The 24159-nt window shown below is 73.7% G+C and carries 23 protein-coding genes and 1 tRNA gene; 19 read left to right on the top strand and 5 right to left on the bottom strand.

Features of this window, described 5'->3' with window-relative positions; all coding sequences use genetic code 11:
* From ACFQ8T_RS13485 to topA, 5 genes are all read left to right on the top strand, one after another.
* Positions 1 to 1026: an ABC transporter permease gene (locus ACFQ8T_RS13485; RefSeq protein ID WP_430547032.1), complete on the top strand. Its 1026-nt coding sequence runs from the start codon at positions 1 to 3 to the stop codon at positions 1024 to 1026.
* On the top strand, positions 1023 to 2060 hold the full coding sequence (locus ACFQ8T_RS13480; protein ID WP_430547031.1) for an ABC transporter ATP-binding protein: 1038 nt from the start codon (positions 1023 to 1025) through the stop codon (positions 2058 to 2060). The genes ACFQ8T_RS13485 and ACFQ8T_RS13480 overlap by 4 nt, the downstream gene beginning before the upstream one ends.
* Before the next feature lie 182 nt (positions 2061 to 2242).
* The gene (locus ACFQ8T_RS13475; protein WP_430547030.1) at positions 2243 to 3847 is read left to right on the top strand and encodes a hypothetical protein; all 1605 of its coding nucleotides are present in this window, start codon (positions 2243 to 2245) and stop codon (positions 3845 to 3847) included.
* Between the two features lie 62 nt (positions 3848 to 3909).
* Positions 3910 to 4893, top strand: coding sequence for a phosphatase PAP2 family protein (locus tag ACFQ8T_RS13470; protein ID WP_430547029.1), 984 nt, complete (start codon positions 3910 to 3912; stop codon positions 4891 to 4893).
* 134 nt (positions 4894 to 5027) lie between these two features.
* Positions 5028 to 7781, top strand: a complete 2754-nt coding sequence (topA, locus tag ACFQ8T_RS13465; protein WP_430547028.1) for a type I DNA topoisomerase — start codon at positions 5028 to 5030, stop codon at positions 7779 to 7781.
* Positions 7782 to 7806: 25 nt separating this feature from the next.
* Here topA and ACFQ8T_RS13460 read toward each other — a convergent pair whose 3' ends face one another.
* Entirely contained in the window at positions 7807 to 8013 is a 207-nt protein-coding gene (locus tag ACFQ8T_RS13460) for a hypothetical protein (protein ID WP_429736341.1), read from the bottom strand.
* 72 nt (positions 8014 to 8085) lie between these two features.
* On the opposite strand from ACFQ8T_RS13460, the gene ACFQ8T_RS13455 reads away from it, so the two are divergent.
* The 3 genes from ACFQ8T_RS13455 to ACFQ8T_RS13445 all read left to right on the top strand — a co-directional run bounded on the left by ACFQ8T_RS13455 (position 8086) and on the right by ACFQ8T_RS13445 (position 11907).
* On the top strand, positions 8086 to 8544 hold the full coding sequence (locus tag ACFQ8T_RS13455) for a MarR family winged helix-turn-helix transcriptional regulator (protein WP_430547027.1): 459 nt from the start codon (positions 8086 to 8088) through the stop codon (positions 8542 to 8544).
* 122 nt (positions 8545 to 8666) lie between these two features.
* Positions 8667 to 10796, top strand: a complete 2130-nt coding sequence (locus ACFQ8T_RS13450; protein WP_430547026.1) for a hypothetical protein — start codon at positions 8667 to 8669, stop codon at positions 10794 to 10796.
* A gap of 49 nt (positions 10797 to 10845) precedes the next feature.
* The gene (locus ACFQ8T_RS13445; protein ID WP_430547025.1) at positions 10846 to 11907 is read left to right on the top strand and encodes a Gfo/Idh/MocA family protein; all 1062 of its coding nucleotides are present in this window, start codon (positions 10846 to 10848) and stop codon (positions 11905 to 11907) included.
* Positions 11908 to 11925: 18 nt separating this feature from the next.
* On the opposite strand, the gene ACFQ8T_RS13440 is transcribed toward ACFQ8T_RS13445, so the two are convergent.
* Positions 11926 to 12342 carry a pyridoxamine 5'-phosphate oxidase family protein gene (locus tag ACFQ8T_RS13440; RefSeq protein WP_430547024.1) on the bottom strand — a complete coding sequence of 139 codons (417 nt, stop codon included), beginning with the start codon at positions 12340 to 12342 and terminating at the stop codon, positions 11926 to 11928.
* Positions 12343 to 12447: 105 nt separating this feature from the next.
* On the opposite strand from ACFQ8T_RS13440, the gene tmk reads away from it, so the two are divergent.
* From tmk to ACFQ8T_RS13415, 5 genes are all read left to right on the top strand, one after another.
* Positions 12448 to 13176: a dTMP kinase gene (gene tmk / locus ACFQ8T_RS13435; RefSeq protein ID WP_430547023.1), complete on the top strand. Its 729-nt coding sequence runs from the start codon at positions 12448 to 12450 to the stop codon at positions 13174 to 13176.
* The gene (locus tag ACFQ8T_RS13430; protein ID WP_430547022.1) at positions 13173 to 14324 is read left to right on the top strand and encodes a DNA polymerase III subunit delta'; all 1152 of its coding nucleotides are present in this window, start codon (positions 13173 to 13175) and stop codon (positions 14322 to 14324) included. The genes tmk and ACFQ8T_RS13430 overlap by 4 nt, the downstream gene beginning before the upstream one ends.
* Positions 14325 to 14432: 108 nt before the next feature.
* On the top strand, positions 14433 to 16127 hold the full coding sequence (locus ACFQ8T_RS13425; RefSeq protein WP_430547021.1) for an enoyl-CoA hydratase-related protein: 1695 nt from the start codon (positions 14433 to 14435) through the stop codon (positions 16125 to 16127).
* Positions 16124 to 16705 carry a hypothetical protein gene (locus ACFQ8T_RS13420; RefSeq protein WP_430547020.1) on the top strand — a complete coding sequence of 194 codons (582 nt, stop codon included), beginning with the start codon at positions 16124 to 16126 and terminating at the stop codon, positions 16703 to 16705. Before ACFQ8T_RS13425 ends, ACFQ8T_RS13420 begins: the two co-directional genes overlap by 4 nt.
* A 41-nt stretch (positions 16706 to 16746) precedes the next feature.
* Complete coding sequence (locus ACFQ8T_RS13415) at positions 16747 to 18357, top strand: alpha/beta hydrolase (RefSeq protein WP_430547019.1); 1611 nt, start codon at positions 16747 to 16749, stop codon at positions 18355 to 18357.
* On the opposite strand, the gene ACFQ8T_RS13410 is transcribed toward ACFQ8T_RS13415, so the two are convergent.
* Positions 18312 to 19238, bottom strand: coding sequence for a PrsW family glutamic-type intramembrane protease (locus ACFQ8T_RS13410; RefSeq protein WP_430547018.1), 927 nt, complete (start codon positions 19236 to 19238; stop codon positions 18312 to 18314). The genes ACFQ8T_RS13415 and ACFQ8T_RS13410 overlap by 46 nt on opposite strands.
* 126 nt (positions 19239 to 19364) lie before the next feature.
* On the opposite strand from ACFQ8T_RS13410, the gene ACFQ8T_RS13405 reads away from it, so the two are divergent.
* Positions 19365 to 19437: transfer RNA gene (locus tag ACFQ8T_RS13405), tRNA-Thr, on the top strand.
* 68 nt (positions 19438 to 19505) lie between these two features.
* On the opposite strand, the gene ACFQ8T_RS13400 is transcribed toward ACFQ8T_RS13405, so the two are convergent.
* Positions 19506 to 20030: a VOC family protein gene (locus ACFQ8T_RS13400; RefSeq protein WP_430547017.1), complete on the bottom strand. Its 525-nt coding sequence runs from the start codon at positions 20028 to 20030 to the stop codon at positions 19506 to 19508.
* A gap of 92 nt (positions 20031 to 20122) precedes the next feature.
* Between ACFQ8T_RS13400 and ACFQ8T_RS13395 the strand changes: the two genes are divergently transcribed.
* Together ACFQ8T_RS13395 and ACFQ8T_RS13390 are read left to right on the top strand one after the other, a co-directional pair.
* The gene (locus ACFQ8T_RS13395) at positions 20123 to 21094 is read left to right on the top strand and encodes a helix-turn-helix transcriptional regulator (RefSeq protein ID WP_430547016.1); all 972 of its coding nucleotides are present in this window, start codon (positions 20123 to 20125) and stop codon (positions 21092 to 21094) included.
* Between the two features lie 287 nt (positions 21095 to 21381).
* Positions 21382 to 21567: a hypothetical protein gene (locus tag ACFQ8T_RS13390; RefSeq protein ID WP_430547015.1), complete on the top strand. Its 186-nt coding sequence runs from the start codon at positions 21382 to 21384 to the stop codon at positions 21565 to 21567.
* Positions 21568 to 21574: 7 nt separating this feature from the next.
* Here the strand turns inward: ACFQ8T_RS13390 and ACFQ8T_RS13385 are convergent, their stop codons facing one another.
* Positions 21575 to 21913 (bottom strand): hypothetical protein, encoded by a 339-nt coding sequence (locus ACFQ8T_RS13385; protein ID WP_430547014.1) that lies wholly within the window; start codon positions 21911 to 21913, stop codon positions 21575 to 21577.
* A 208-nt stretch (positions 21914 to 22121) separates the two neighbouring features.
* On the opposite strand from ACFQ8T_RS13385, the gene ACFQ8T_RS13380 reads away from it, so the two are divergent.
* From ACFQ8T_RS13380 to ACFQ8T_RS13370, 3 genes are read left to right on the top strand one after another with little or no spacing between them, the layout of a single operon-like run.
* Entirely contained in the window at positions 22122 to 22772 is a 651-nt protein-coding gene (locus tag ACFQ8T_RS13380; RefSeq protein WP_430547013.1) for a hypothetical protein, read from the top strand.
* Positions 22769 to 23950: a PrsW family intramembrane metalloprotease gene (locus tag ACFQ8T_RS13375; protein WP_430547012.1), complete on the top strand. Its 1182-nt coding sequence runs from the start codon at positions 22769 to 22771 to the stop codon at positions 23948 to 23950. Before ACFQ8T_RS13380 ends, ACFQ8T_RS13375 begins: the two co-directional genes overlap by 4 nt.
* Entirely contained in the window at positions 23947 to 24111 is a 165-nt protein-coding gene (locus ACFQ8T_RS13370; protein WP_430547011.1) for a GNAT family N-acetyltransferase, read from the top strand. Before ACFQ8T_RS13375 ends, ACFQ8T_RS13370 begins: the two co-directional genes overlap by 4 nt.
* Positions 24112 to 24159: the final 48 nt, after the last annotated feature.

Here is a 24159-nt window from a genome sequence, read left to right as displayed (position 1 = left end):
ATGGCCACATCGACCACCGCGATCGAGGTCGCGGCACCCACGGGGACCGACGACGTCGGTCAGGGCGTCGCGCGCCCGGGCCGGCGCCCGCGGCTGCTGTTCCTGCGCAACTCCAAGGCGCTCGTCGGCGTCGTGATCCTCGTCTTCTTCGGGATCCTCGCCGTCGTCGGGCCGTGGATCGCGCCCTACGACCCCGACCAGGTGAGCACCGCCCTGCTGCAGCCGCCGTCCGGCGCGCACTGGCTCGGCACCGACCACACGGGCCGCGACATCCTGTCGCAGATCATCGTCGGCACGCGCGGCGTGCTCGTCGTCGGGCTGGTCGCCGGGCTCGGGGCCACCGCGCTGGGTGTGATCGTCGGCGTCACCGCCGGCTTCGTCGGCGGGCTCGGCGACGAGGGGCTGTCGGCCCTGTCGAACGTCTTCCTCGTCATCCCGCAGCTGCCGCTCATCATCATCATCGCGGCCCAGCTGCCGAGCGCCGGCGGCATCACGGTGGCGCTGGTCATCGGCGCCACGGGCTGGGCCTGGGGCGCGCGCGTGCTGCGTGCCCAGACCCTGTCCCTGCGCAAGCGGGACTTCGTCGAGGCCGCCCGGGCCACGGGCGAGCGCACGTGGCGCATCGTGCTGGCCGAGGTGCTGCCCAACCTCACGGCGATCATCGCGGCGGGCTTCGTCGGCACCGTGACGTTCGCCGTCCTGAGCCAGGTGACCCTCGCGTTCATCGGCATCACGCCGGTGAGCGAGTGGAACTGGGGCACCATCCTGTTCTGGGCCCAGAACAACCTGGCGCTGCAGCGCGGCGCCTGGTGGTGGTTCGTCCCCGCCGGCCTGTGCATCGCCCTGCTCGGCATGGCGCTCACGCTGATCAACTTCGGCATCGACGAGCTGGTCAACCCGCGCCTGCGCAGCACCGGCATGCACGCCCGCACCCTGCGCCGCCGCGGCATCCGCCCGCGCGTCGGCTTCACCCCGGTGGTCCGGGACCAGTGGCGGGCCTCGCGGCCCGGCGAGGAGGAACGATGAGCGAGCCCGTGCTGGAGATCCGCGACCTGCACGTGGACTACGGCTTCGGCGACGACCCCACGCACGTGCTGCGCGGCGTGGACCTCACGCTGCACCGCGGCGAGGTGCTGGGGCTGGCGGGGGAGTCGGGCTGCGGCAAGTCGACCCTCGCGTACGCGGCGACCCGGCTGCTGCCGCCGCCCGGCCTCATCACCGGCGGGGAGGTGTGGCTCACCGACCGCGACGGCCGGCGCAGCGACGTCCTCGGCCTGACCGACGCGCAGCTGCGCGCCGCCCGGTGGCGCGATGTCGCCATCGTGTTCCAGGGTGCGATGAGCTCCCTCAACCCGGTCTTCCGGATCGGGCGGCAGCTCACCGACGGCATCCGGGCACACCGGCCCGGGCTGTCGCCCCGGGACCTCGAGGCGCGGGCCGCGGAGCTGCTCGAGATGGTCGGCATCTCCGCCGACCGCGTCCGCGCGTACCCGCACCAGCTGTCCGGCGGCATGCGGCAGCGCGTGATGATCGCGATGGCGCTCGCCCTGGAGCCGCAGGTGCTGCTCATGGACGAGCCGACGACGGCGCTCGACGTCGTCATGCAGCGCCAGATCCTCGAGCAGATCATGGAGCTGCGCGACCGGCTGGGGTTCTCCGTCGTGCTCATCACCCACGACGTCTCCCTGCTGGTGGAGGTCGCCGACCGCATCGCGATCATGTACGCGGGGGAGATCGTGGAGGAGGCCACCGCGCAGGAGGTCTACCGGAGGCCGCGGCACCCCTACTCGTCGGGGCTGCTCGGGTCGTTCCCGCCGTTGCACGGCCCGCGGCGCGAGCTGTCCGGCATCCCCGGCGCCCCGCCCGACCTGCAGCGGCTCGGCGCCGGGTGCCCCTTCGCGCCGCGCTGCCCGCACGCGATGGACGTGTGCCGGGACGTCCGGCCGGTGCTCGGCCCGCCGAGCACGGGGGAGGCCCGCCGGGTCGCCTGCCACCTGCACGACCCGGCCCTCGTGGGCGCGGGCGCGTCGTCCGGCCTGCCGCCGGAGCTCGCCCGCTGAACCCTCGTCGCCGCCCGCGGCCGGTCGGCGCCCGCCGACTGGATACCCCAGGGTGGTATGAAGTTCGGCAAACTGGGCAAAAGGTGCCCTCGGAGGTCTGGATCGGCGCCTGACCTGCCGCTATGTTCCACGCAGTCTCGACGGAGGGCGGTGTGCGCGTGGGCGCAGGAGTGCGGCGGTGGATGGGGGCGATCGGTGCGGTGGTCGCGCTCGCGCTGGTCTCGACGGGGCTCGTCGTCCCGCCCGCGACGGCCGACGACGCCGGCGGCGACGCCACCGTCGTGGTCCCGACCGAGGAGCGCTGGTGGACGGGGCAGGACGTCGCCCTCGAGGTGACCGTCACCCACGACGGCGCGCCGGGAGTCGGCCAGGTCATCTGGATGGCCGACGGCTACAGCTCGTCCCTGTGGCGGGCCACCCTGACGGACGGTCGGGCCACGATCGTGGTCCCGACCGTCGACGACGCCGCAGGCCTGCACCGCGTCGTGGTGCGCCACGTCGACACGTCCGCGGCCGTGGACCCGGCTACCGGTCAGTACCCCGTCCGGTCGTGGGGCGCGGTCGATATCGAGCTCGCCGACCCCACGGCCCCGCTGCTGAGCGCGACGGAGTGGTACTACGGCGACGCGCACGAGCTCCGCTTCGACCTCACCGGCACGGACGAGCCGAGGGAGGGCGAGGTGACGGTCGACCTCGGCGGCGGCGTGGAGCGTTCGGCGCCGCTGGTCGACGGTGTCGCCGCGTTCGCCCTCGACGGCACGGAGGTGCCCGGCTGGCGGACCCTCCGGTTCCAGCACACGACCGCCGCGGGGGGCCCCGTGTCGAGCTGGGGTGCCCGGGTGCACGCCACGAGCAAGCCGGTCACGCTGAAGGCCACGGTGCCGTCCTCGGTCCGCTACGGCTCGGACGTCGTCGTGCCGGTGCGGGTCACGTCCACGCTCGGGACGCCCGTGGGGCGGGTGTCCGTCACGCGCAGCAGCGACGGGAAGTCGCTGGCCTCCGCCGCCGTGGTGGGCGGGAAGGCGACCCTGCGGTTCCCGGCGAGCAGGCTCGCGTTCGGCGACTCGTCCCTGGCGGTCGAGTTCGACGGCGCCCCGGAGTACGAGGAGCGCGTCGACCGGTGGCACCCGCTCGTCGTGCGCCCCCGGGCCACGTCCGTCGCGGTGTCGACCGGGAGGACGTGGACCTACGGCAAGGGGCGCCGGGTCGCGGTGACGGTCTCGTCGCCCGGCGCCACGCCGACGGGCCGGGTCGAGCTCTGGTCGTACGGCCACAAGCTGCGCTCCGCCACGCTCTCGCGGGGGAAGGCGTCGCTGTACGTCCCCGCCACCCGCGTGAGGCCGGCTGAGGATGGTGACGAGCAGTACATGGTGGTCAAGTACGTCGGGCCGTCCACCTTCGAGCGGTCGCAGCGCGGCTGGACCCAGAAGGTCGCCCCGGCGCGCCCGCAGGTCACGTTCCGCATGGACCGCACGTCGTTTCCGGCCGACTGGTCGGACCGCCGCTCGGTCCGCGCGACCGTCGCGATCAGGACGGCGGGGCTCCCCGAGCGCGGCCGCCTGTGCCTCTGGACGCGGGACCCGCAGTCGCGCCAGTCCCGTTGGGGCGGCTGCTGGACCAACTGGTCGTGGAAGGTCGACGACGGGTGGCGGACCATCCGCGTGCCCGGGGTGCTGCTGTCGGGCTCGCCCGGGAAGTCGTTCATCAAGGTCCAGTTCATCCCCCGGGACCACAACGTGCGGCCGGTCTTCTCCAACACGGTCACCCTGCGGCACACCGCCCCCTAGCGGGGAGAGGTCCCCACCCGGCGCATACGTTTCCGACACACCGGAGTCGGTAGCGTGGTCCCGTGCTCACGGAGACGCGCCCTCAGACGCCGCCGACCCCCTCGCAGGGGACGGCGGGCGTCGGTGCGCCGATCCTGCCGGTCGGCGCGTGGCGCGGACCGCGGGCCGTCCCGCAGGCACGGACCGCGCCGCGGGTCGCGGCCGCGGTGGTCGCCGTCCTCGCCGCGCTCGGTGTGTGGCTCACCTGGCGGCTCTTCGTCGGCACCACGGCCGGCCAGCGGGTCGACGAGCTCGCGTTCCTCGGCGCCACGCACGGCCAGGGCCGCCTGTGGCGCGTCGCGGAGCCGGTGCTCGACGTCGTCTCCGTGGCCTTCGTCGTCGCGGGGGTCGGGGCGGCGATGCTCGTCGCCCTGGTGCGGCGCCGCTGGGTGCTGGCGCTGCAGGTCGCGGTGCTCGTGGGCGGCGCGAACGTCACCACGCAGGTGCTCAAGCACGGCGTCCTCGACCGGCCCGAGCTGCTCCCCGGGTGGACCGGCCCCAACACGCTGCCCAGCGGGCACACCACCGTGGCCGCGTCGGTGTCGGTCGCGCTGCTGCTCGTCACGCCGCGGGCCTGGCGGCCGGTGGTCGCGATCCTCGGGGCCGCCTACACGGCGGCCACCGGCGTCTCGACGCTCGTGGGGCAGTGGCACCGCCCGTCGGACGTCGTCGCCGCGCTGCTCGTCGTCCTGGCGTGGGGGGCCGCCGTGTGCGCTTTCACGCCCGCGTCGTCGACGGACGAGCCGCGCCGCCCGGGCGGGTCGTACGCGGCGCCCGCGTCGTACGTCGTCGCGGGCCTGCTGCTGGCCGCGTCGGCAGTGGGCGTCGTGGTCTCCGGGGGCACGCTGGTGGGGCTCGTCACGAACGGCGACCCGGTGCCCCTGTCGCCGGACCTCACGGCGTACGCGGCGGGCGCCCTGGGCGTGCTCGCGGTGACCGCGGCGGCGTTCGCGGCGCTGCTCGTGCTCCGCCAGCTCACCGCGCAGCCCCGCCGCACGTCTCGGTAGAGTGCCGCCCGGCGGCCGTGTCGGGGAAGTGACGAGCAGATGTCGTACCGTGACATGACCGGTCGGCCGGCCACCATCACCGCCGCAGCAGCACGCCGCCCGCACCGCCGCAGCACCAGGGAAAGCAGGAACGGATGCCCCAGCCACGCAAGCTCGTGATCGTCGAGTCGCCCACCAAGGCCCGCAAGATCCAGGGCTACCTCGGTGACGACTTCGAGGTCGAGGCGAGCGTCGGGCACATCCGCGACCTGCCGCAGCCACGCGACCTGCCGACGGACATGAAGAAGGGCCCGTACGGCAAGTTCGCCGTCGACGTCGACAACGGCTTCGACCCCTACTACGAGGTGCACGCGGACAAGAAGCAGAAGGTCCGCGAGCTGAAGAAGGCCCTCAAGGAGGCCGACGAGCTCTACCTCGCCACCGATGAGGACCGCGAGGGCGAGGCCATCGCCTGGCACCTCATCCAGGAGCTCAAGCCCAAGGTGCCGGTCAAGCGGATGGTGTTCCACGAGATCACCCGCGAGGCGATCCTGCGGGCGCTGGAGAACACCCGCGAGCTCGACGAGGACCTCGTCGACGCGCAGGAGACCCGCCGCATCCTCGACCGCCTGTACGGCTACGAGGTGTCGCCGGTCCTGTGGCGCAAGGTGCGCCAGGGCCTGTCCGCGGGCCGCGTGCAGTCCGTCGCGACGCGGCTCGTCGTGGAGCGGGAGCGCGAGCGCATGGCGTTCGTCCCCGCCGACTACTGGGACGTCGCCGGGCAGTTCGCCCCGACCGGGGGCGACGACGCGGGGCAGGCGTTCCGCGCCCGCCTCACCGGCCTCGGGGCCGACCGCGTGGCGTCCGGCCGCGACTTCGACGACCGCGGACGCCTCAAGGTGCGTACCGGTGTGGTCCAGCTCGACGAGGCGTCGGCGCGCGCCGTCGTCGCGGGCCTCGCGGACGCCGCCTTCGCCGTCCGGTCGCTCGAGACCAAGCCGTACTCCCGCAAGCCTGCCGCCCCGTTCACGACGTCGACGATGCAGCAGGAGGCCGGCCGCAAGCTCCGCATGAGCGCGCGCCAGGCGATGCGCACCGCGCAGGCGCTGTACGAGAACGGCTACATCACCTACATGCGGACCGACTCGCCGTCGCTGTCCGCGGAGGCGACCGACGCCGCGCGCCGGCAGGCGGCCGAGCTGTACGGCCCGGAGTACGTTCCGGGCGCCCCGCGCCTGTACGCCTCCAAGAACAAGGGCGCGCAGGAGGCGCACGAGGCGATCCGCCCCGCGGGCGACTCGTTCCGCACCCCCGCCCAGGTGGCCCGTGAGATCTCCGGCGACCAGTTCAAGCTGTACGAGCTGATCTGGAAGCGCACCGTGGCCTCGCAGATGGCCGACGCCAAGGGGTCGACGGCGTCCGTGCGCCTGGGGGCCTCGCTCGCCGACGCCGCGGGCGGGCTCGCGGGCCGCGACGCCGTGTTCTCGGCGTCCGGCACCGTCATCACCTTCCGCGGCTTCCTGGCCGCCTACGAGGAGGGCACGGACGTCGCCGAGGGCGACGGCGCCGGCGCGTCGGGCAAGGACGCGCGGCTGCCGCGCATGGCCGAGGGCGACCCGCTGCGCGGCGACGACCTCACCGCCGAGGGGCACTCGACCACCCCGCCCGCCCGCTACACCGAGGCGTCGCTGGTCAAGGCGCTGGAGGAGCTCGGCATCGGCCGCCCCTCCACGTACGCGGCGACGATCTCGACGGTCCAGGACCGCGGCTACGTGCGCACCAAGGGCCAGGCGCTGGTGCCGACGTGGCTCGCGTTCGCCGTCGTGAGGCTGCTCGAGGAGCACTTCCGCTGGCTGGTCGACTACGACTTCACGGCCGAGATGGAGGCCGACCTCGACCAGATCGCGTCGGGCAGCCGCGACCGCGTGGCCTGGCTGACGCGGTTCTACTTCGGCGACGGCTCGGGCGACAGCACCGGCTGGGGTCTGCACGAGCTGGTGGAGAACCTCGGCGAGATCGACCCCGTGGCGATCAACTCGGTCGAGATCGGCGAGGGCATCCGCGTGCGCGTGGGCCGGTACGGCCCGTACGTCGAGGACCTGGGCGCCGAGGTGGCGGAGGGGGAGAACCCGCCGCGCGCGTCCATCCCCGACGACGTCGCCCCCGACGAGCTCACCGTGGCGAAGGCGCGCGAGCTCCTGGCCGCGGGCGCGGAGGACGGCAAGGTGCTCGGCACCGACCCGGTGTCCGGGAACGAGATCATCGCGAAGAACGGCCGCTACGGCCCGTACGTGACCGAGGTGCTCGACCTGCCGGAGATCGACCCGAGCCTGTCGGCGGCGGCGCAGAAGAAGGCGAAGGCTGCACAGCCGAAGCCCCGCACCGGGTCGCTGCTGAAGTCGATGACGCTCGAGACGGTGACGATCGACGACGCCCTGAAGATCCTGTCGCTGCCGCGCGTGGTCGGCACCGACCCGGAGTCGGGCGACGAGATCACCGCGCAGAACGGCCGCTACGGCCCGTACCTCAAGAAGGGCACGGACTCGCGGACCATCGCGTCGGAGGAGCAGCTCTTCACGATCACGCTGGACGAGGCGCTGAAGATCTACGCCGAGCCCAAGCGCGGCCGGGGTGCCCGGGCGGCCACGCCGCCGCTGCGCGAGCTGGGCGACGACCCGACGAGCGGCAAGCCGATCGTGGTCAAGGACGGCCGCTTCGGCGCGTACGTCACCGACGGCGAGACCAACCGGACGCTGCCGCGCGACCTGACGCCCGAGAGCATCACGCCCGAGCGGGCGATCGAGCTGCTGGCGGAGAAGCGGGCCGCCGGCCCGGCCAAGAAGCGCACGACGACGCGCAAGCCTGCCGCGAAGAAGCCCGCGGCGAAGAAGTCCACCGCCAAGAAGTAGCGCCGCCGGTGCTGTGAGCGGGGGGTCAGTCCTTGCGCTCGACGAGGTACACGTGGCCGTCGGGGCGCGTGACGCGCTGCAGCGAGCTGCGGAGCGCGGCGTCCCGGGCCAGGTCCTCCGCGCTGGGCGGGATCGGCGGCGTGCGCCGGATGGACGCGGGCCCGAAGAACCGCAGCAGGCTCTCCGTGACCTTCATGCCCCAGGTCCGGTCGTCGTCCTCGCGGCGTGCCATGACGCTCCCTCACAAAACTTGGTGGGCCAACCATTGGTGCGCCAACTATATGTCGAACCGTAGGGTGGGCGCATGGACCTGCCCGACGACCCGCTGCGCCTCGAGGCGCAGGTGTGCTTCTCGCTCTCCGCGGCGGCCCGGGCGATGGTGTCGATCTACCGCCCGATCCTCGAGCCGCTCGGGCTCACCCACCCGCAGTACCTCGTGATGCTCGGGCTGTGGCAGGACGACCGCGCCGGCGCGACGACGACGGTCACCGGGCTGAGCTCGCGGCTCCTGCTCGACCCGGGCACCCTCTCGCCGCTGCTCAAGCGGCTGGAGCGCCAGGGGCTGCTGGAGCGGCGCCGCGGCGCCGGCGACGCGCGCGTCGTCGAGCTGCACCTCACCGCCCCCGGCCGCGCGCTGCGGGACCGGGCGGAGGAGGTGCCGGCGAAGGTGGTCGCCGCGAGCGGGCTGGGCCTGGTCGAGCTCGAGCAGGTCCGGGACGTCGCGAACCGGGTGGTGGCGGCGTCGCTGGGCGCTCCCGCCTGAGCCGTCGGGCGTCGGCGCTCGGCCTCGGCCTCGGGCAACCATGCCCCGCGGCGGGGCCGACGGTGGTTTCATGAGCGATGGCCGCACAAGGACGTGCGACACCGGCCCAGAGGAGAACCACCATGCTCCGTGCACGACGCAGAGCCACCATCCTCCTGAGCGGCGCGGGCGCGCTGCTCCTGACCGCCGCCGCGTCGCTACCCGCGGTCGCGGCGGCCGACCCGGAGAACCTTCCGGGCGACGACGTCATCACCCTCCCGATCAACGACAGCGCCGCGGGCGGCACGTACGACCAGGACTTCGACCGCGCGTACTCGGGCACGACACCGGACGGCACGCCCGTGTACGTCTACGTGCCCGCGGGCACGCCGCTCGACGGCAGCGCCCCGACCGGGGTGAACAGCCTCGACCCGTCGTTCGACCACGCGCCGGACGACGAGTTCGAGCCGTGCGGTGAGCTCACCGCGGAGGACTTCACCCTCACCCAGGCGCAGATCGACTTCCTCGGCGACGAGCTGTCGAACCAGATCGTCGCCGTGGACGAGGAGCACTACGGCGAGATGGACGCGGCCGACCCGGCCCAGCCCGCGACGGACTCCCTGGTCATGGTCGTCTACAACGTCCAGGACGAGCTGTACTACGACTGCGAGCAGACCTCGTACACGGCCGGCTACTTCGCGCCCGACTTCATCGACTCGGTGGGCATGAACGCCATCGTGATCGACGCCTTCGACTGGCAGAACCGGCTCGGAGGCGCCGACGCCCCGTGGAACGACGACGACCCGGACAACGACCAGCCCGAGCTGTACGAGGGCGTCGTGGCGCACGAGCTGGAGCACCTGCTGCACCACTACAGCGACCCCGGCGAGCTGTCCTGGGTGGACGAGGGCCTCGCGGACTTCGCCGTCTTCCTCAACGGCTACGACGTCGGCGGCTCGCACCTCACCTACCACCAGGTGTTCTACGCCGAGACGTCGCTGACCCGCTGGGCCGGCGGGCTGGAGAACTACGGCGCCGCGTACACGTTCTTCCAGTACCTGTGGGAGCGCGCGGGCGGCAACGGTGACGGCACCTACACGCCCGATCTCACGTACGACGGGGCCGGCGGGGACCTGCTGATCCAGCAGATCTTCGCGAACCAGGCCGACGGCATGGACGGCGTGCAGGCGGCCCTCGACGAGTTCAACGCGGCCACCGGCGCCGACCTGCCGGACGTCGCGACCCTCTACCAGGACTGGGCCGTGGCCGTGTACCTCGACGACGAGGACAGCGACCTGTTCGACATCAAGGCCGTCGACTTCGGGGACCCGGCCTTCACGGACTGGACGATCGACATCGCGGACGACCAGTACTGGGAGGGCCGCGGCTCCAACCAGGGCGCCCAGCCGGACGCCAAGTGGGACCGGCGCGCGAACGGCCAGTCGCCCGTCGCCCTGCCGTACGGCATCCAGGTGGAGCGGTTCCGCAACCCGGGGCCGCGCGTCACGGTGGGGCTGGACGGCGAGGACACCTCCGAGGTGGCGCCGCACACCGGCGACACCCACTGGTACGGCGGGTACGAGAGCCAGTCGGACAACGTGCTCGACGTCGAGACGGACGGCGCCGTGGCGAGCCTCGACTTCTGGACCTGGCACTTCATCGAGGAGGGCTGGGACTACGGGTTCGTCGAGGCGCAGGTGGGCGGCGAGTGGGTCACCGTGCCGCTCGTCGACGACGCCGGCGCGACCGTCACCACGGACGACGACCCGCACGGCAACAACACGGAGGGCAACGGCCTGACGGGGACGTCGGGCGGCGCCTACTTCGTGGACGAGCCGGAGTACGTGCACCTCACGGCGCAGCTGCCGGCGGGGGCGACGGACGTGCGATTCCGGTACTCCACCGACGCGGCCTACCTCGACACGGGCTGGTTCGTGGACGACGTCGTCGTGGACGGCGGCGCCGCCGCGGTCTCGTCCGAGGCCGGTCAGTGGGTCGAGACCACCGGGGTCCAGGACAACAACTGGACGCTCCAGGTGGTGGCGACGTGCGACCTCACGCCCGGCGTGACGAACACGTTCGAGATCACCGACGGGGCCGGCAACTTCGTCTACCGGCTCACGGGCGACCAGATCTCCCAGGCCGGCTTCGTCACGAAGTGCGCGAACGGCAACCAGCGGGACTTCGCCACGCTGGTGTCCAACCTGCCGACCGGCGACCTGACGTTCCTCGACGCCGGGTACGACCTGTCGGTGGCGCACACCAAGAAGTAGGCGCGGGCACCCGCGCGAGGGCGCGGACGAGGCGGGTACGGTGTCGGCCATGACCGACGTCACACCCGCCTCGTTCGCGCCCGGCCTCACCACCGACGACCTCGCCGGGACGGTGCCCGACCCGCGGACCGCGCCGGCCGTGCGCTGGGGCGTCCTCGGCGCCGGCAACATCGCCGGGTCGTTCTCCGACGGCGTCCGGCAGCACACGGCGGCGTCCGTCGTGGCGGTGGGCTCGCGCGACGTCGCCAAGGCGGAGGCGTTCGCCGCCGCGCACGCCCCGGGCGCCCGGGCGCACGGCGACTACGACGCCCTGGTGACCGACCCCGACGTCGACGTCGTGTACGTCGCGACGCCGCACTCGCACCACCACGAGCACGCGCTGCTGGCGATCCGCGCGGGCAAGCACGTGCTCGTCGAGAAGGCCTTCACCCGGGACGCGGCGCAGGCGCGCGAGGTGCTGGACGCCGCCCGCGAGGCCGGCGTCTTCGTCATGGAGGCGATGTGGACGCGGTTCCTGCCGCACGTCGCGGCGCTGCGCGGCGTGATCGCGCGCGGCGAGATCGGCCGCGTCGTCGGCGTGATCGCCGACCACGGGCAGCAGTTCCCGTTCGACCCCGCCCACCGGCTCTACGCGCCCGGGCTGGCCGGCGGCGCGCTGCTGGACCTCGGCGTGTACCCCGTCTCCTTCGCGCAGGACCTGCTCGGCGCGCCCGAGACCGTCACCGCCGTCGGAGCGCTCACCGAGACGGGCGTCGACGGCCAGATCGGCATGGTGCTGGGGTACCCCGGCGGCACGCAGGCCACGCTGTCCACCACGCTGTGGTCGCGCACCGCCAACACGGCCGTGATCTCGGGCACCGAGGGGCGCATCGAGGTGGCGCGCACCTTCTACGCGCCGACGTCGTTCACCGTCGAGCGGCACGACGGCGCCACCTGGGCGTACGACGGCTTCCGCGGCGAGGGCAAGCAGTACCAGGCGGCCGAGGTGGCCCGCCGGATCGCGTCGGGGGACGTCGAGAGCCCGCGCATGTCGTGGGACGGCACGCTCGAGGTCATGCGCACCATGGACGACGTCCGTCGCCAGGTGGGCGTCGTCTACCCGGGGGAGTGAGCGGGGCGCTCGCGCCGGTCAGCGCAGGTCGCCCGGGACCAGACGGCGGCCGGAGACCTCGCTCGGCGTGATGCGGACCCAGATGGTCTTGCCGTCCTCGAGGTAGCTGACGAGGCCGGTCGCGCGGGCCTCGGCCACGTCCTCCTCCCGCTCGAGGACCTGCGCGCGGCCCTTGATCACGACGCTCCACGCCCCGTCGTCGCCGATCTCGTCGGCCTCGAACGCGACGCGGGGGCTGATCGTCACCTCCGCGAGCTTGGTGCCGGGCTTGGTGCGCAGGAAGATGCGCTGGTCGGCGACCGCGAAGCTCACGGGGAAGATCTCGGGCTCGCCGGCCACCGACGTGGCCAGCCGGCCGGTCTTCTGCCCTGCGAGCAGCGCCCAGCACTCTTCCTCGCTGAGCACGGTCTGGGACGGCTGCGGCTGGGTGGACATCGAACCTCCTGCGTGTCGAGGGATCACTGCCATCGTGCCCCCGCACGGAGCCCGGCGCTACGGCGGGCGGCGGTGTCGTCGGTCACGGCGGCTAGGGTGTCGGGAGTGAGCAGCGCACCCGGGTACTTCGTCTCGTTCGAGGGCGGCGACGGCGCAGGCAAGACCACGCACGTGCGCCTGCTGGGCGACTGGCTGCACGAGGTCACCGGCCGTGAGGTGGTCGTGACGCGCGAGCCGGGCGGCACGGACCTGGGGGCCACGCTCCGCCGGGAGGTGCTGCACGGCGAGGACCTGGACCCGCGCACGGAGGCCCTGCTGTACGCGGCGGACCGCGCCCACCACGTCGCCACGGTGGTGCGGCCGGCGCTCGGGCGCGGGGCCGTCGTGGTGACCGACCGCTACCTCGACTCCTCGGTGGCGTACCAGGCCGGCGGCCGGGAGCTGTCGGAGGAGGAGGTCGAGGCGCTCTCCCTGTGGGCCACGGCCGACCTGCTCCCCGACGTCACCGTGCTGCTGGACCTCGATCCGATGGTCGGGGCCGCTCGGCTGTCGGGCGAGCCGGACCGGCTGGAGAGCGCGGGGGACGAGTTCCACCGCCGCACCCGCGACACGTTCCTGCGCCGGGCCGCCGCCGATCCCGAGCGCTGGGTCGTGGTGGACGCCTCGGCGAGCCTGGACGACGTGCAGGCGCAGGTGCGCGTCGACGTCGCCGCCCGGCTCGACCTCACGCCCGTGGTCGAGGAGGCCGCGGCCGCGCGGGACACCGACCGGGACACGGCGCAGGACATGGCGCAGGGCACGGAGCAGGGCACGGCCGGGGAGGGCTTCGAGTGAGCGTGTGGGACGACGTCGTCGGGCAGCCGGACGCCGTCGCCACCCTGCTCCGCGCGGCCACGGACCCGGCCGCGATGACGCACGCGTGGCTGCTCACCGGCCCGCCCGGCTCGGGTCGGTCGGTCGCGGCGCGGGCGTTCGCCGCGGCGCTGCAGTGCACCGGCACGGACGGCGAGACGGGCGGCTGCGGGAGGTGTCACGCCTGCACCACGACGCTCGCCGGCACGCACCCCGACCTCACGGTCGTGGCCACCGACAAGGTCGTCATCACCATCGACGAGGTGCGTGACCTCATCATGACCGCGGCGCGGACGCCGTCGTCCGGCCGGTACCGCGTGATCGTCGTCGAGGACGCGGACCGGATGGCCGAGCGCACCACGAACGTGCTGCTCAAGGCGATCGAGGAGCCCCCGCCGCACACCGTCTGGGTGCTGTGCGCCCCGAGCGCGCAGGACGTGCTGCCCACCATCCGCTCCCGATGCCGCGGCGTCGTGCTGCGGGTGCCTCCCGCCCAGGACGTGGCGGACCTGCTCGTGCGCCGCGACGGCGTCGACCCGGCGGTCGCGCTCACGGCCGCGCGCGCCGCGCAGTCGCACGTCGGGCTGGCGCGGCGTCTCGCCCGCGATGCCGACGCGCGCGAGCGCCGCGACGCCGTCCTCGAGATCGCGCGGCGCATCCGCGGCGTCGGGGACGCCGTCCTCGCGGCGGGGGAGCTCGTGGACGTCGCGAAGGCCGAGGCCCTGGCGGCCACCGCCGAGCGCGACGCCGTCGAGAAGGCGGAGCTGATGCGCGCCCTCGGCGTGCAGGACGGCGACACCCTGCCGCCCCGGCTGCGCTCGCAGCTCAAGCAGCTCGAGGACGACCAGAAGCGGCGCGCCACGCGCCGGCAGCGTGACGTGCTCGACCGGTCGATGGTGGACCTGCTGTCCCTGTACCGGGACGTGCTCGTGGTGCAGCTGGGCGCCACGGTCGAGCTCGTGAACGCCGAGCACGACGGTGCCGTGCGCGCGCTGGCGGCGGACTCGACGCCGGAGCAGACGATCCGCCGGATGGACGCGATCGGCGTCGCGCGCGAGCGGCTCGAGGGCAACGTGGCGCCGCTCCTGGCGCTCGAGGCGATGGCCGTCGCGCTCCGCCCCCAGGGCTGACCATCCCGCGCGTGTCCCTGCGGCGACAGTTGCCTCATCACCCCTTCATGCGGTGAGGTGTTCCGCGGCGGGGGCCATGGTGGCCCCGCGACCAGACTGGGGGTTGGCATGAGGATCCTGCTGCTCGTCTCGGCGTTCAACGGGCTCACGCAGCGCGTGTGGGGGCACCTGGCGGACCGGGGCCACGACGTGGGCGTCGAGCTGGCGCCGGCGTTCGGCTCGCCGGAGGAGCTGACGGCGCGGGTCGAGGAGATCGGCCCGGACCTGATCCTCGCGCCGTTCCTCAAGCACCGCGTGCCCGAGGACGTGTGGCGGCGCTGGACCACCGTGGTCGTGCACCCGGGCCCGGTGGGGGACCGCGGCCCCTCCTCCCTGGACCACGCGATCCTCGACGGCCGCGACCGCTGGGGCGTGACGGCCCTGTCCACGGTGGAGGAGATGGACGCCGGCCCCGTGTGGGCGACGTCGACGTTCGCCCTGCCCACGGGTCAGCAGGCGCCGATCGCCAAGAGCGCCCTGTACAACGGGCTCGTGGCCGACGCCGCGCTGGTGTGCGTCGAGGAGGTGCTGCGCAAGGTCGCGGCGGGGGAGGAGCCGACGCCGGTCGACCGCCTCGAGCGGGAGGTGCCGGGCACCGGCGAGCTGCCGCTGCTGCGCCGGGCCGCGTTCGAGCTCGACCTGTCCCGCCCCGCCGCCGAGCTGGCGCGCACGATCGCCGCGGCCGACGGCGCGCCCGGCGCCCCCGCGACGCTGCAGGGCGCGCGCTTCTGCCTGTTCGACGCCGTGGCCGTCCCCGAGCCGGTGGACCCGCTGGCCGCCCCCGGCATGGTGGTGGGGCGCGACGAGGACGCCGTGGCGATCGCCACCGGAGACGGCACGCTGTGGGTCGGGTACGCCGCGACCCTGGCCGAGAAGCGCGGCACCAAGCTGCCCGCGTCGTGGGTGCTCGACGTCGCCGGGGTGCCGTTCCGTCCGGCACCGGCGGCCCTCGCGGAATCGGTCTACGAGCGCGACGGCGACGTCGGCTACCTCACGATCCGGTCGTACAGCGGCGCCATGCACACCGCCCAGTGCCGCCGGCTGACCACGGCCGTGGAGAAGGCGCTCACGGAGGACACCCGGGTGCTCGTGGTGCGCGGCACCGAGCACGCGTTCTCCAACGGCATCCACCTGGGCGCGATCGAGGCGGCCGCCGACCCGGCCGCGGAGGCATGGGCGAACATCCGCGCCATCGACGACCTGTGCGAGGCGATCGCCGCCGCCGACCAGCTCACCGTGGCCGCGTTCACGGCGAACGCCGGGGCCGGCGGCGTGATGGCGGGCCTGTGCGCGGACGTCGTCGTCGCCCGCGACGGCGTGGTGCTCAACCCGTACTACGACATGGGCATCTTCGGCTCCGAGCTGCACACGTGGACCGTCGCGTCCCGCCTCGGCGAGGTCGACGCCGACCGGCTGCTCAGCGACAAGCTGCCGGTGTCGGTCGCGGAGGCGGCGCGGACCGGCCTGGTGGACGCCGTGGGCCCGCGCGACCCGCAGCTGTTCGCCGCGTGGCTGGCCGACCGCGCCGCCGCGCTGGCGACGCCGGAGGGTCGCGCGGAGGCCGCCGCGGCCGCCCGGGTGCGTGCGCCCCGCCGCCCGCTGTCGTACTACCGGACCATCGAGCTCGCCGAGATGGCGCGGGACATCTTCGACGACCGGCGCGGCTTCGCGGCCAAGCGGCGGGACTTCCTGCGCAAGGCGGCCCCGCAGGAGACGCCGGAGCGGTTGCGGTTCGCGGACGTCAGCGAGACGGTCGCCCCGTGACGGCTCGCCCCCTCCGCGCTCTCCGCGGCCCGCTGCTGGCGGGCGCCGCGGCCGCTCTCGCCGTGCTCGTGACGGCCTGCGCCTCCGGTGGTTCGCCGGGAAGCGGGCCGACGTCCGGGTCGTCCACCCCGGCGTCGCCGTCGCCCACCCCGTCGACCAGCCCGTCGACCAGCCCGGCACCCTCCGACGGTGCCGCGCCGGCGCCCGGGGAGCACGTGCGCGGCCTGCCCGAGGGCGCGGAGGGGACGTTCGACAGCCCCGCCGGCGTCGCCTGGTCGCCCACACCCGGCGTGCTGCTGGTCGTGACGTACGGGTCGAGCTCGTGCCCGCGCCTGGCCGAGGCCGAGGGCGGCTGGGACGACGCGCACGAGGCCGTCGTCGTCGGCATGGTCGAGCCGGATCCGGGCCCGTGCACGATGGACTACGCCCCGACGACGAGCGCCGTCGCCGTCCCGCCCGACGCCGACGCGGGGACGCCGGTGACCGTGCGCCTCGGCGACCTGGGCGAGGTCGATGTGTCGCCGCGCGCGAAGGACGCCACCGCGGGCCCGGTGGTCTGGGTCCCTGCCGGGGGCTGAGCACGTCGGGGCAGGTGCTGCGGCGACGGTAGGTTGGGCGAGTGATCTCCGACGAGCGCCGCCCGACCGCCCGCCGCACCACCCCCCGCCCGAGCCTCCGCCGCACGAGTCGTCCTCGCTCCGGCCTGCGCGGCCTGTCCGTCGTCGTCGCCGGGGCGGTGCTGCTCGCCGGGTGCACGGCGCCCGCCAAGGAGCAGTCGCCGGTGGGCTCGGCCTCCGGCCCGGCGGCGTTGCAGGCGCCGGACGGGTTCGAGCAGTACTACGGGCAGGCGCTCGAGTGGGAGGACTGCGAGGACGGCCTGCAGTGCGCGACGGCGTCGGCTCCGCTCTCCTGGCAGGACGCGGACGCGGGCAGCATCGAGCTGTCCCTGGTGCGTAACCCGGCGGACGGCAAGGACCCGGAGGGCTCGCTCCTGGTGAACCCCGGCGGGCCGGGCGCGTCGGGCGTCGACTTCGTGCAGAGCGACGCCCAGTCGGACGGGTCGATCTTCGGCAAGCGGCTGCAGGACGCGTTCGACATCGTCGGCTTCGACCCGCGCGGCGTGCAGCGCTCCACGCCCGTGACGTGCTTCGACGACGCCCGCAAGGACGAGTCGCTGGCCAAGGACTTCGACCGCAGCACCGACGCCGGGCTGCAGGCGATGCAGGAGGAGTACGAGGCGTGGAACGGCGCGTGCGCCGAGAACTCGGGCGAGGTGCTCGGCCACGTGGACACGCAGAGCGCGGCGCGCGACATGGACATGCTGCGCGCGGTGCTCGGCGACGACGCCCTGAACTACCTCGGGTTCTCCTACGGCACCCAGCTCGGCGCGACGTACGCGGGGCTGTTCCCGGACCGTGCCGGCCGCCTCGTGCTCGACGGCGCGATCGACACCACGCTCAGCTCGGAGGAGATCTCCCACGGGCAGGCCGTCGGCTTCGAGAACGCCCTGCGGGCGTACGTGCAGGACTGCCAGGCGGGCGCGAGCTGCCCGCTGTCCGGGTCGGTCGACGACGGGATGCAGCAGATCCGGCAGGTGCTGGACCACGCCTACGAGCGGCCGTACGAGACGTCGAGCTCGGGCCGCACGGTCACGCAGAGCCTCGCGTTCTACGGCATCGCCGTCACCCTCTACAACCAGGGGAGCTGGCCTGCGCTCACCCAGGCCCTGGACGAGGCGATCAACCAGGGCACGGGCAACGCGCTGCTCTACCTCTCCGACCAGTACTTCGACCGGAACGCGGACGGGAGCTACGCCACCAACTCGGAGGAGGCGATGCGCGCCGTGAGCTGCCTCGACGACCGGGCCACCACCGACGTCGAGCAGATGCGGGCGGACGCCGCCGCCATCGAGAAGGACGCGCCGACGATGGGCTCGTTCTTCGGCTACGGCGGGCTGACCTGCGCCGGCGCGGAGTACCCGCAGGTGGAGCAGGAGTTCGACCTGCACGCGAAGGGCGCCGCGCCGATCCTCGTCGTCGGCACCACCAACGACCCTGCCACCCCGTACGTCTGGGCCGAGGGCCTGGCGAGCACCCTCGACTCCGGTGTCCTGCTCACCTACGAGGGCGAGGGGCACACGGCGTACCAGCCGTCCCGGACGTGCGTGGCCGACGCCGTCGAGTCCTACCTCGTGGACGGGGACGTGCCGGCCGACGGCGCGACCTGCTGAGCGCTCGTGCGCGACCAGTGCCGCAGGGCCAGCACGCCCAGCGCGGAGATGACGACCAGCCCGACCACGTAGAACACGGTCGACCAGGTGGAGGCGTTGTCGGACGCGGCGGGCAGCAGCTGGCCGTACGCGAGCTCGTAGTGCACCCCGCCGGTGACCTTGATCGCGAGGTACGCGGAGATGAAGCCCATCGAGTCCCACAGGGCGTGCAGCGCGACCACGGTGAGGTAGGCGAGCAGCACGCCGCCGGTGAACCGGTACCTGCCGGCGGCCGACGCCGCGCCGAAGATCGCCGCGCCCAGGATCGCCGTCCACAGCACGTGCCCCACCGGCGTCAGGAGCCCGCGGACCGCCTCCGTCTGCAGCAGGGAGTTCAGGTCGATCTGGCCCAGGCGGGTGAGGCTCGCGTTGAAGGCGTAGCCCGCGGACTCGAAGGCCGCGAACCCGGCGCCGACCGTCGCGCCGAGCAGCGCGCCCGTGAGCCCGGTCTTGTGCGCCACCCGGGCGCCGACCACCAGGAACACGGCGATCTTCACGGCCTCCTCGATCGCGCCCACGCCCACGTAGATCCACAGCGACGGCGACAGGTGCGACTCCAGGATCGACGCGCCCAGCACGCCGAAGATGCCGCCGAAGAAGAATGCGCCCAGCAGCAGCATGATGTCGATCGAGCCGTGGGCCCTCTCGACGACGAACAGCACCACGCTGAACGGGACGAGGAAGCTGCCGAGCAGGATCACCGTCGGGATGAGGTTCGAGTTCTGCGTGCTGAACGTCACGGCGGCGGTGACGGCCCACAGCAGGATGCCGAGGACGAGGGTCTTCCACCACCACCCTCGGCCCGTGGTGATGACGGTGCTCTGCGACGTCGTGGGCTGCATGGGCACGAGTATGCGGAGGTCAGCGCGTGCTGTCGCGCGGAAGCGGCCCGCCGTTTTGGAGCCGGGCCCGGGCGTCAGGTACTGTAGGCGCGCTCGTTGATCCGGTTCCACGCCGGTGCACGGCACGCCGCCTTAGCTCAGTCGGTAGAGCGATTCACTCGTAATGAATAGGTCATCAGTTCGATTCTGATAGGCGGCTCAGCTCAGAAGGCCCGGAACCTGGAGGTTCCGGGCCTTCGTCGTACCGGGCCTTCGTCGTACCGGCAATCAGCGCACCGGCGCGCTGCTGCGACCTTGCGCGCGCCCGCTCAGCTCGGCGTCGAGAGTCTCCTGGGCGACGCGCATCTGCTCGGCATAGGCCGGCTCCTGGAGGCGCCGCCAGACGACGTCCTCGGGGACGTCCTCGACGTGGCTCACCACCCACCAGATGTTGCCGAACGGGTCCCTGATGCGACCGCCGCGCTGCCCGAAGGCGCTGTCGGACGGCGCGGTCACGACGTGGGCGCCGGCCGCGACGGCCTTCGCGAACGTCGCGTCGGCGTCGGGCACGAAGACCCGCAGCAGGCTGGGCATGACCGGCCACTCGGGGTGGCGGTCGAACGCGAGCACGACGGTGTCGCCGATGCGTGTCTCTCCGTGCCCCACGGCGCCGTCCTCGGTGAGGACGCGTCCGAGCTCCTCCCCGTCGAACACCGCCGTCACGAAGTCGAGGAGCGCGCCGGTGTCGTCGGTGACGACCCACGGGGCGACGCTCGTGTATCCGGCCGGGGTCGTGCGCTGCGAGGCGTTCATGATGGTCTCCGTCGTCGGGCGTGTGCTGTCGACGGACACGCTACGGAGCAACGAGGACCGATCCTGTCCTCGATCGGCGCGATGATGTCCGCATGACCGGACCCACGTCGCGTCTGCTCTCCCTGCTGTCGTTGCTGCAGGCCCGCACGTGGTCGGGGCCCGAGCTCGCCCGGCGGCTCGAGGTCACGCAGCGCACCGTGCGTCGCGACGTCGACCGCTTGCGCGAGCTGGGCTACCCGGTCGAGGCGACGCTCGGCACCCACGGCGGCTACCGCCTCGTGGCCGGGACGTCGATGCCACCGCTCCTCCTGGAGGACGACGAAGCCGTCGCCGTCGCGCTGGGACTGCGCACCGTCGCCGGGCACGGCCTGCCGGGGCTCGAGGACGCCGGGGTCCGTGCGCTCGGCAAGCTCAGCCGGTCGCTGCCCTCCCGACTGCGGCACCGCGTCCGGGCGCTGGGCGCGAGCGCGATGGCCTGGGAGCGCCCGGCCGGTGGCAGTGCCGACCCGGACGTCCTGACCGTGCTCGCGGGCGCCGCGACGAGCCGCGAGCGGGTCCGCCTGGAGCACGAGGCGCGCGACGGTCGGCGCGGGCCGCGGCACGTGGAGCCGCAGCACGTCGTCACGATCCGGGGGCGCTGGTACCTCGTGGCGTACGACGTCGACCGCGCCGACTGGCGCACCTTCCGGGTGGATCGGGTCCGCGCGCTGCGGGCGACCGGGGCGCGGTCACGCCACGAGTTGCTCGCGAAGGACGTCCCGGCGTACCTGGAGCAGGCCGAGGCGGCGATGGCGCCGACGCTCCGCGCGGACGTCACCCTGCGGCTGCCCGTCGACGAGGCCCGCCGCCGGCTGGGCGACCACCTCGGGGACGGCGACCTCAGCCCGGACGGCGCGGACACCCGCTGGCACAGCGCCCCGGACACCGTCGAGTGGCTGGCCCTGCGGCTGCTCGCCGTCGGGTGCGGGTTCGTCGTGCACGGGCCGCCCGAGCTGCGTGCGCACCTCGACGGCGTCCACGAGCGGACGCGGCCCCCGGGCGCGGCCGGGACGAGGGCGCCGTGACCACGGACCGTCGTCCCGGTGCAGGCCGTGCGGTCTAGTCATAGTCCGGGTTGTTGATCGTCGGGATGTCGATGTCGATGGGCTGCGTGGGCGCCGTCCGATCCCTCGTGATGTGGTCCCCGATCCACCCCAGCGTGAATCGAAATTAACTTCACGACGATCGCGGCTCCCGGCAAGCGGAAGCTGAGGGCGCCGTACCGCCGCCCGGCGGCCCGCGCTGTCGGTCCGGCCGGGAAGCGTGCATCGAGGGCTCGGACGACGGTGACGGGATGGCCACGGTGAAGTATGTGGCGTCGACCAGGTTCCTGGTGTGCGGTCAGGGGATCGCGGCGGCGGTGGTCCATACGGAGTCGGGCCCGAGCACCGTCAGCCACGCGATCATCGCCAACACCGGCTGGCACCTCACGTGCCGGGGGCACGAGGCCGCGCTGGAGGAGCTCTCCGCGCAGTGCCCGGAGTGCGACGACGACTGACGACCGGTCAGGGCGTGCCGCGCGACGAGGTCGGACGGTAGGCGGTGCCGAGGCCGCCGGAGATGGTGGCGAACAGGCCGGCGACGGCGCCGCCGACGGCGGTGACGGTCTGCGCGGAGTCCGGCGCCACGGCGGCGGTGATGGTGGACGCGGCGGTGGCGAGCGCGCCGACGACGAGTGCGACGACGTACGCGGCGGTGCGCAGCCGGGGCGACACCGTGGCGTGCCCGGTCGCGCCGGAGGCCTCGGGCGCCGCGACCGGGGTGGGGACGGGCGCCGGGACGGGGGCCGACGACGCCGGGGCGGCCGTCGTCGCGGCGGTGGCGGATGCGTCGATCGCGGACATCGGAGGGCTCCTCGGTGGTGCGTCGGGCCGGGCGCACCGGCCCCTGCTGGGAACGACGTGCGCGGCGGCGGTCTGATACCTCGGCGCACGCCGCACCCGGGGAGCGTTCGCCGCGCGCTTCTCTCCGGAACGTGCGATCTTCCGTACTGCCGCGCGATCTCCGCGCTGCCGGGCGCCGGTGTGGCGTCCGTGGCGTCCGGGGAGGGCCATGCGAGCGGAAGTCGCGCCGGAGCACCAGAGCGTGCCGCCGGACTGGGTGCCGGTGGAGCGTCGCTGGCTCGGGATGGACCGCACGACGCTGCTGCCGGCGGCGATCGTGGTCCTGCTGGTCGCGCTGGCGGTGTGGGGACTGCCCGCCCTGGACCGGGCGGTCCCGGTGGACGACCCGGCGCGGGCGGGTGACGTCATCCGGGTCGACCAGGTCGAGTTCGACCCGGCCGCCGGGTGGAGCATCGACTCCGGCGTGCTCGCGTCGGACCCGCCGGAGTCGGGTGGCTTCCCGAACACGGCCCAGGTGTCGAAGGACGGCTTCACGTTCTCGGTCGTCTCCGACACCTTCGACGGGACGCCCGCCGAGCTGATGGCGCAGCTGCAGAAGAACAACGAGCGGCTGAGCGACGGCGTCACCATCGACATGGGGCAGGTGGAGACGTTCCACACCTCCCAGGGCGCACGGGGTGTCGCCGGACGGTTCACGTTCGCCAGCGGGGCGGGGCTCGTCGCGGCGTACGTCTTCGACGGGACCGGCGTGGAGGTGGTCGCCTCGGGCCCGGATCAGACGGACGACGACCAGATCGAGGCCGACATCATCCGGATGATCCGCTCGATCCGTCCCGTCACGTCGGTGGAGGCCTCATGACCCGCACGGAGCTGCTCGACCGGCGCGCGCAGGTGGCCGACGACGTCGGCTGGGGCCAGCGCGTCTCGTGGGTCCAGCCCCGCAACGCCTGCCTCTGGGTCTTCGTCGCGGTCATCGCCTACGGCCTCTGGTTCACCGTCTCGCAGGTGCGCAGCCAGGGACCCGCCTACGGGGAGCCCCTGGGCATCTCGGCGGCGATCTTCAGCGTCTACGCCGTGCTGTTCTGGTGGTTCACCACGCACATCGACCGCTACTCCCGTCAGCCACTGGACCTGCGCGTCGCCGCCTTCCTCTGGGGCGGGTTCGCCGCCACCTGGGCAATCGCGCTGCACGGCAACGCGGCGCTGCTCAGCCTGTACGCCAAGCTCGTCGACCCGGCGTTCGCCGTCGACTGGGGCGCCGGTCTCGCCGCCCCGTTCATGGAGGAGTGGGGCAAGGGGGCGGGCGTCCTGCTGCTCATGTTCATCGCCCCGCGTGTGCTGCGCACGGCGTTCGACGGCTTCGTCGTCGGGGCGTTCGTGGGCCTCGGATTCGAGATCCTCGAGGACATCCTCTATGCGCTGAACTCCGCGCCGGACGGGTTCGGCGTCGACCCGGTCGGCTCCAGCCTGCACACCGTGGTACTGCGCCTCGGCACCGGCTTCACGTCGCACATCCTGTACTCCGCGATCTTCGGGGCGGGCGTGGTGTACCTCGTGGGCACCGTCGCGCAGCGGCGCCTGGTCGGGCGCGGCCTGCTGTTCTGCCTGGTCGCGATGGTGCTGCACTGGGCGTGGGACAGCACCTCCGCCCTCGCTGCCGGCAACGGCCCGCTCGTCATCACGCTCCTCGTGCTGCAGGTCGTCGTCGCGATCGTCGTCGTCCTCGTCGTCTTCCACGTGACCGTCGCACCGGAGCGGGCGGCCATGCGGGACCTCATGGCGCCGGAGGTCGACGACGGCACCCTCACCCCGGAGGAGGCCGACGCGCTCGCGGGCGCCTGGAAGCAGCGGCGCGCCTACCGCCGTGGCGGCGGTCCGCGCGACCGGCGACGGCGGGGGCACCGCCTCGAGGCGGCCAAGGACCTCGCCGACGCGTTGGGCGCGGCGCAGGGGCGGGAGACGGAGCGGGTGGGGTTCACGCGAGCCGAGCTCGACCGGTTCCGCCCCGACGACGAGGCGCCGCGCCCGACGCCGTGACGCCCCGTCACCGGGAGGCCGGGAACACCGCGTCCGGCCGGCTGCACGAGTCCCTCGGGTTCACCCACGTCGGCCGGCTGCCCGAGGTGGGCACCACGTTCGGCCGGTGGCTCGACCTCACGATCCTCGCCCTGGCGCTGGTCGGCACCCAGGCGGGCTGAGTCGCCGGTCAGCGGGCCGACCGCCGGTGCCGGGAGCCGGTCGGTCGA

The organism is Isoptericola sp. NPDC056618, assembly GCF_042792715.1.
Taxonomy (GTDB): domain Bacteria; phylum Actinomycetota; class Actinomycetes; order Actinomycetales; family Cellulomonadaceae; genus Isoptericola; species Isoptericola nanjingensis.
The sequence above is the reverse complement of the archived record's forward strand: the minus strand, read 5'-3'. Positions and strand labels throughout refer to the sequence as shown.

What these genes read in the sequence shown, in the direction of transcription:
- ACFQ8T_RS13440 (WP_430547024.1), bottom strand. Translation starts at nt 12,342, where the DNA reads ATGTCCACCCAGCCGCAGCCGTCCCAGACCGTGCTCAGCGAGGAAGAG.
- ACFQ8T_RS13410 (WP_430547018.1), bottom strand. Translation starts at nt 19,238, where the DNA reads ATGCAGCCCACGACGTCGCAGAGCACCGTCATCACCACGGGCCGAGGG.
- ACFQ8T_RS13445 (WP_430547025.1), top strand. Translation starts at nt 10,846, where the DNA reads ATGACCGACGTCACACCCGCCTCGTTCGCGCCCGGCCTCACCACCGAC.
- ACFQ8T_RS13425 (WP_430547021.1), top strand. Translation starts at nt 14,433, where the DNA reads ATGAGGATCCTGCTGCTCGTCTCGGCGTTCAACGGGCTCACGCAGCGC.
- ACFQ8T_RS13475 (WP_430547030.1), top strand. Translation starts at nt 2,243, where the DNA reads ATGGGGGCGATCGGTGCGGTGGTCGCGCTCGCGCTGGTCTCGACGGGG.
- ACFQ8T_RS13395 (WP_430547016.1), top strand. Translation starts at nt 20,123, where the DNA reads ATGACCGGACCCACGTCGCGTCTGCTCTCCCTGCTGTCGTTGCTGCAG.
- ACFQ8T_RS13455 (WP_430547027.1), top strand. Translation starts at nt 8,086, where the DNA reads ATGGACCTGCCCGACGACCCGCTGCGCCTCGAGGCGCAGGTGTGCTTC.
- ACFQ8T_RS13480 (WP_430547031.1), top strand. Translation starts at nt 1,023, where the DNA reads ATGAGCGAGCCCGTGCTGGAGATCCGCGACCTGCACGTGGACTACGGC.
- ACFQ8T_RS13460 (WP_429736341.1), bottom strand. Translation starts at nt 8,013, where the DNA reads ATGGCACGCCGCGAGGACGACGACCGGACCTGGGGCATGAAGGTCACG.
- ACFQ8T_RS13385 (WP_430547014.1), bottom strand. Translation starts at nt 21,913, where the DNA reads ATGTCCGCGATCGACGCATCCGCCACCGCCGCGACGACGGCCGCCCCG.
- ACFQ8T_RS13450 (WP_430547026.1), top strand. Translation starts at nt 8,667, where the DNA reads ATGCTCCGTGCACGACGCAGAGCCACCATCCTCCTGAGCGGCGCGGGC.
- ACFQ8T_RS13375 (WP_430547012.1), top strand. Translation starts at nt 22,769, where the DNA reads ATGACCCGCACGGAGCTGCTCGACCGGCGCGCGCAGGTGGCCGACGAC.
- topA (WP_430547028.1), top strand. Translation starts at nt 5,028, where the DNA reads ATGCCCCAGCCACGCAAGCTCGTGATCGTCGAGTCGCCCACCAAGGCC.
- ACFQ8T_RS13380 (WP_430547013.1), top strand. Translation starts at nt 22,122, where the DNA reads ATGCGAGCGGAAGTCGCGCCGGAGCACCAGAGCGTGCCGCCGGACTGG.
- ACFQ8T_RS13485 (WP_430547032.1), top strand. Translation starts at nt 1, where the DNA reads ATGGCCACATCGACCACCGCGATCGAGGTCGCGGCACCCACGGGGACC.
- ACFQ8T_RS13400 (WP_430547017.1), bottom strand. Translation starts at nt 20,030, where the DNA reads ATGAACGCCTCGCAGCGCACGACCCCGGCCGGATACACGAGCGTCGCC.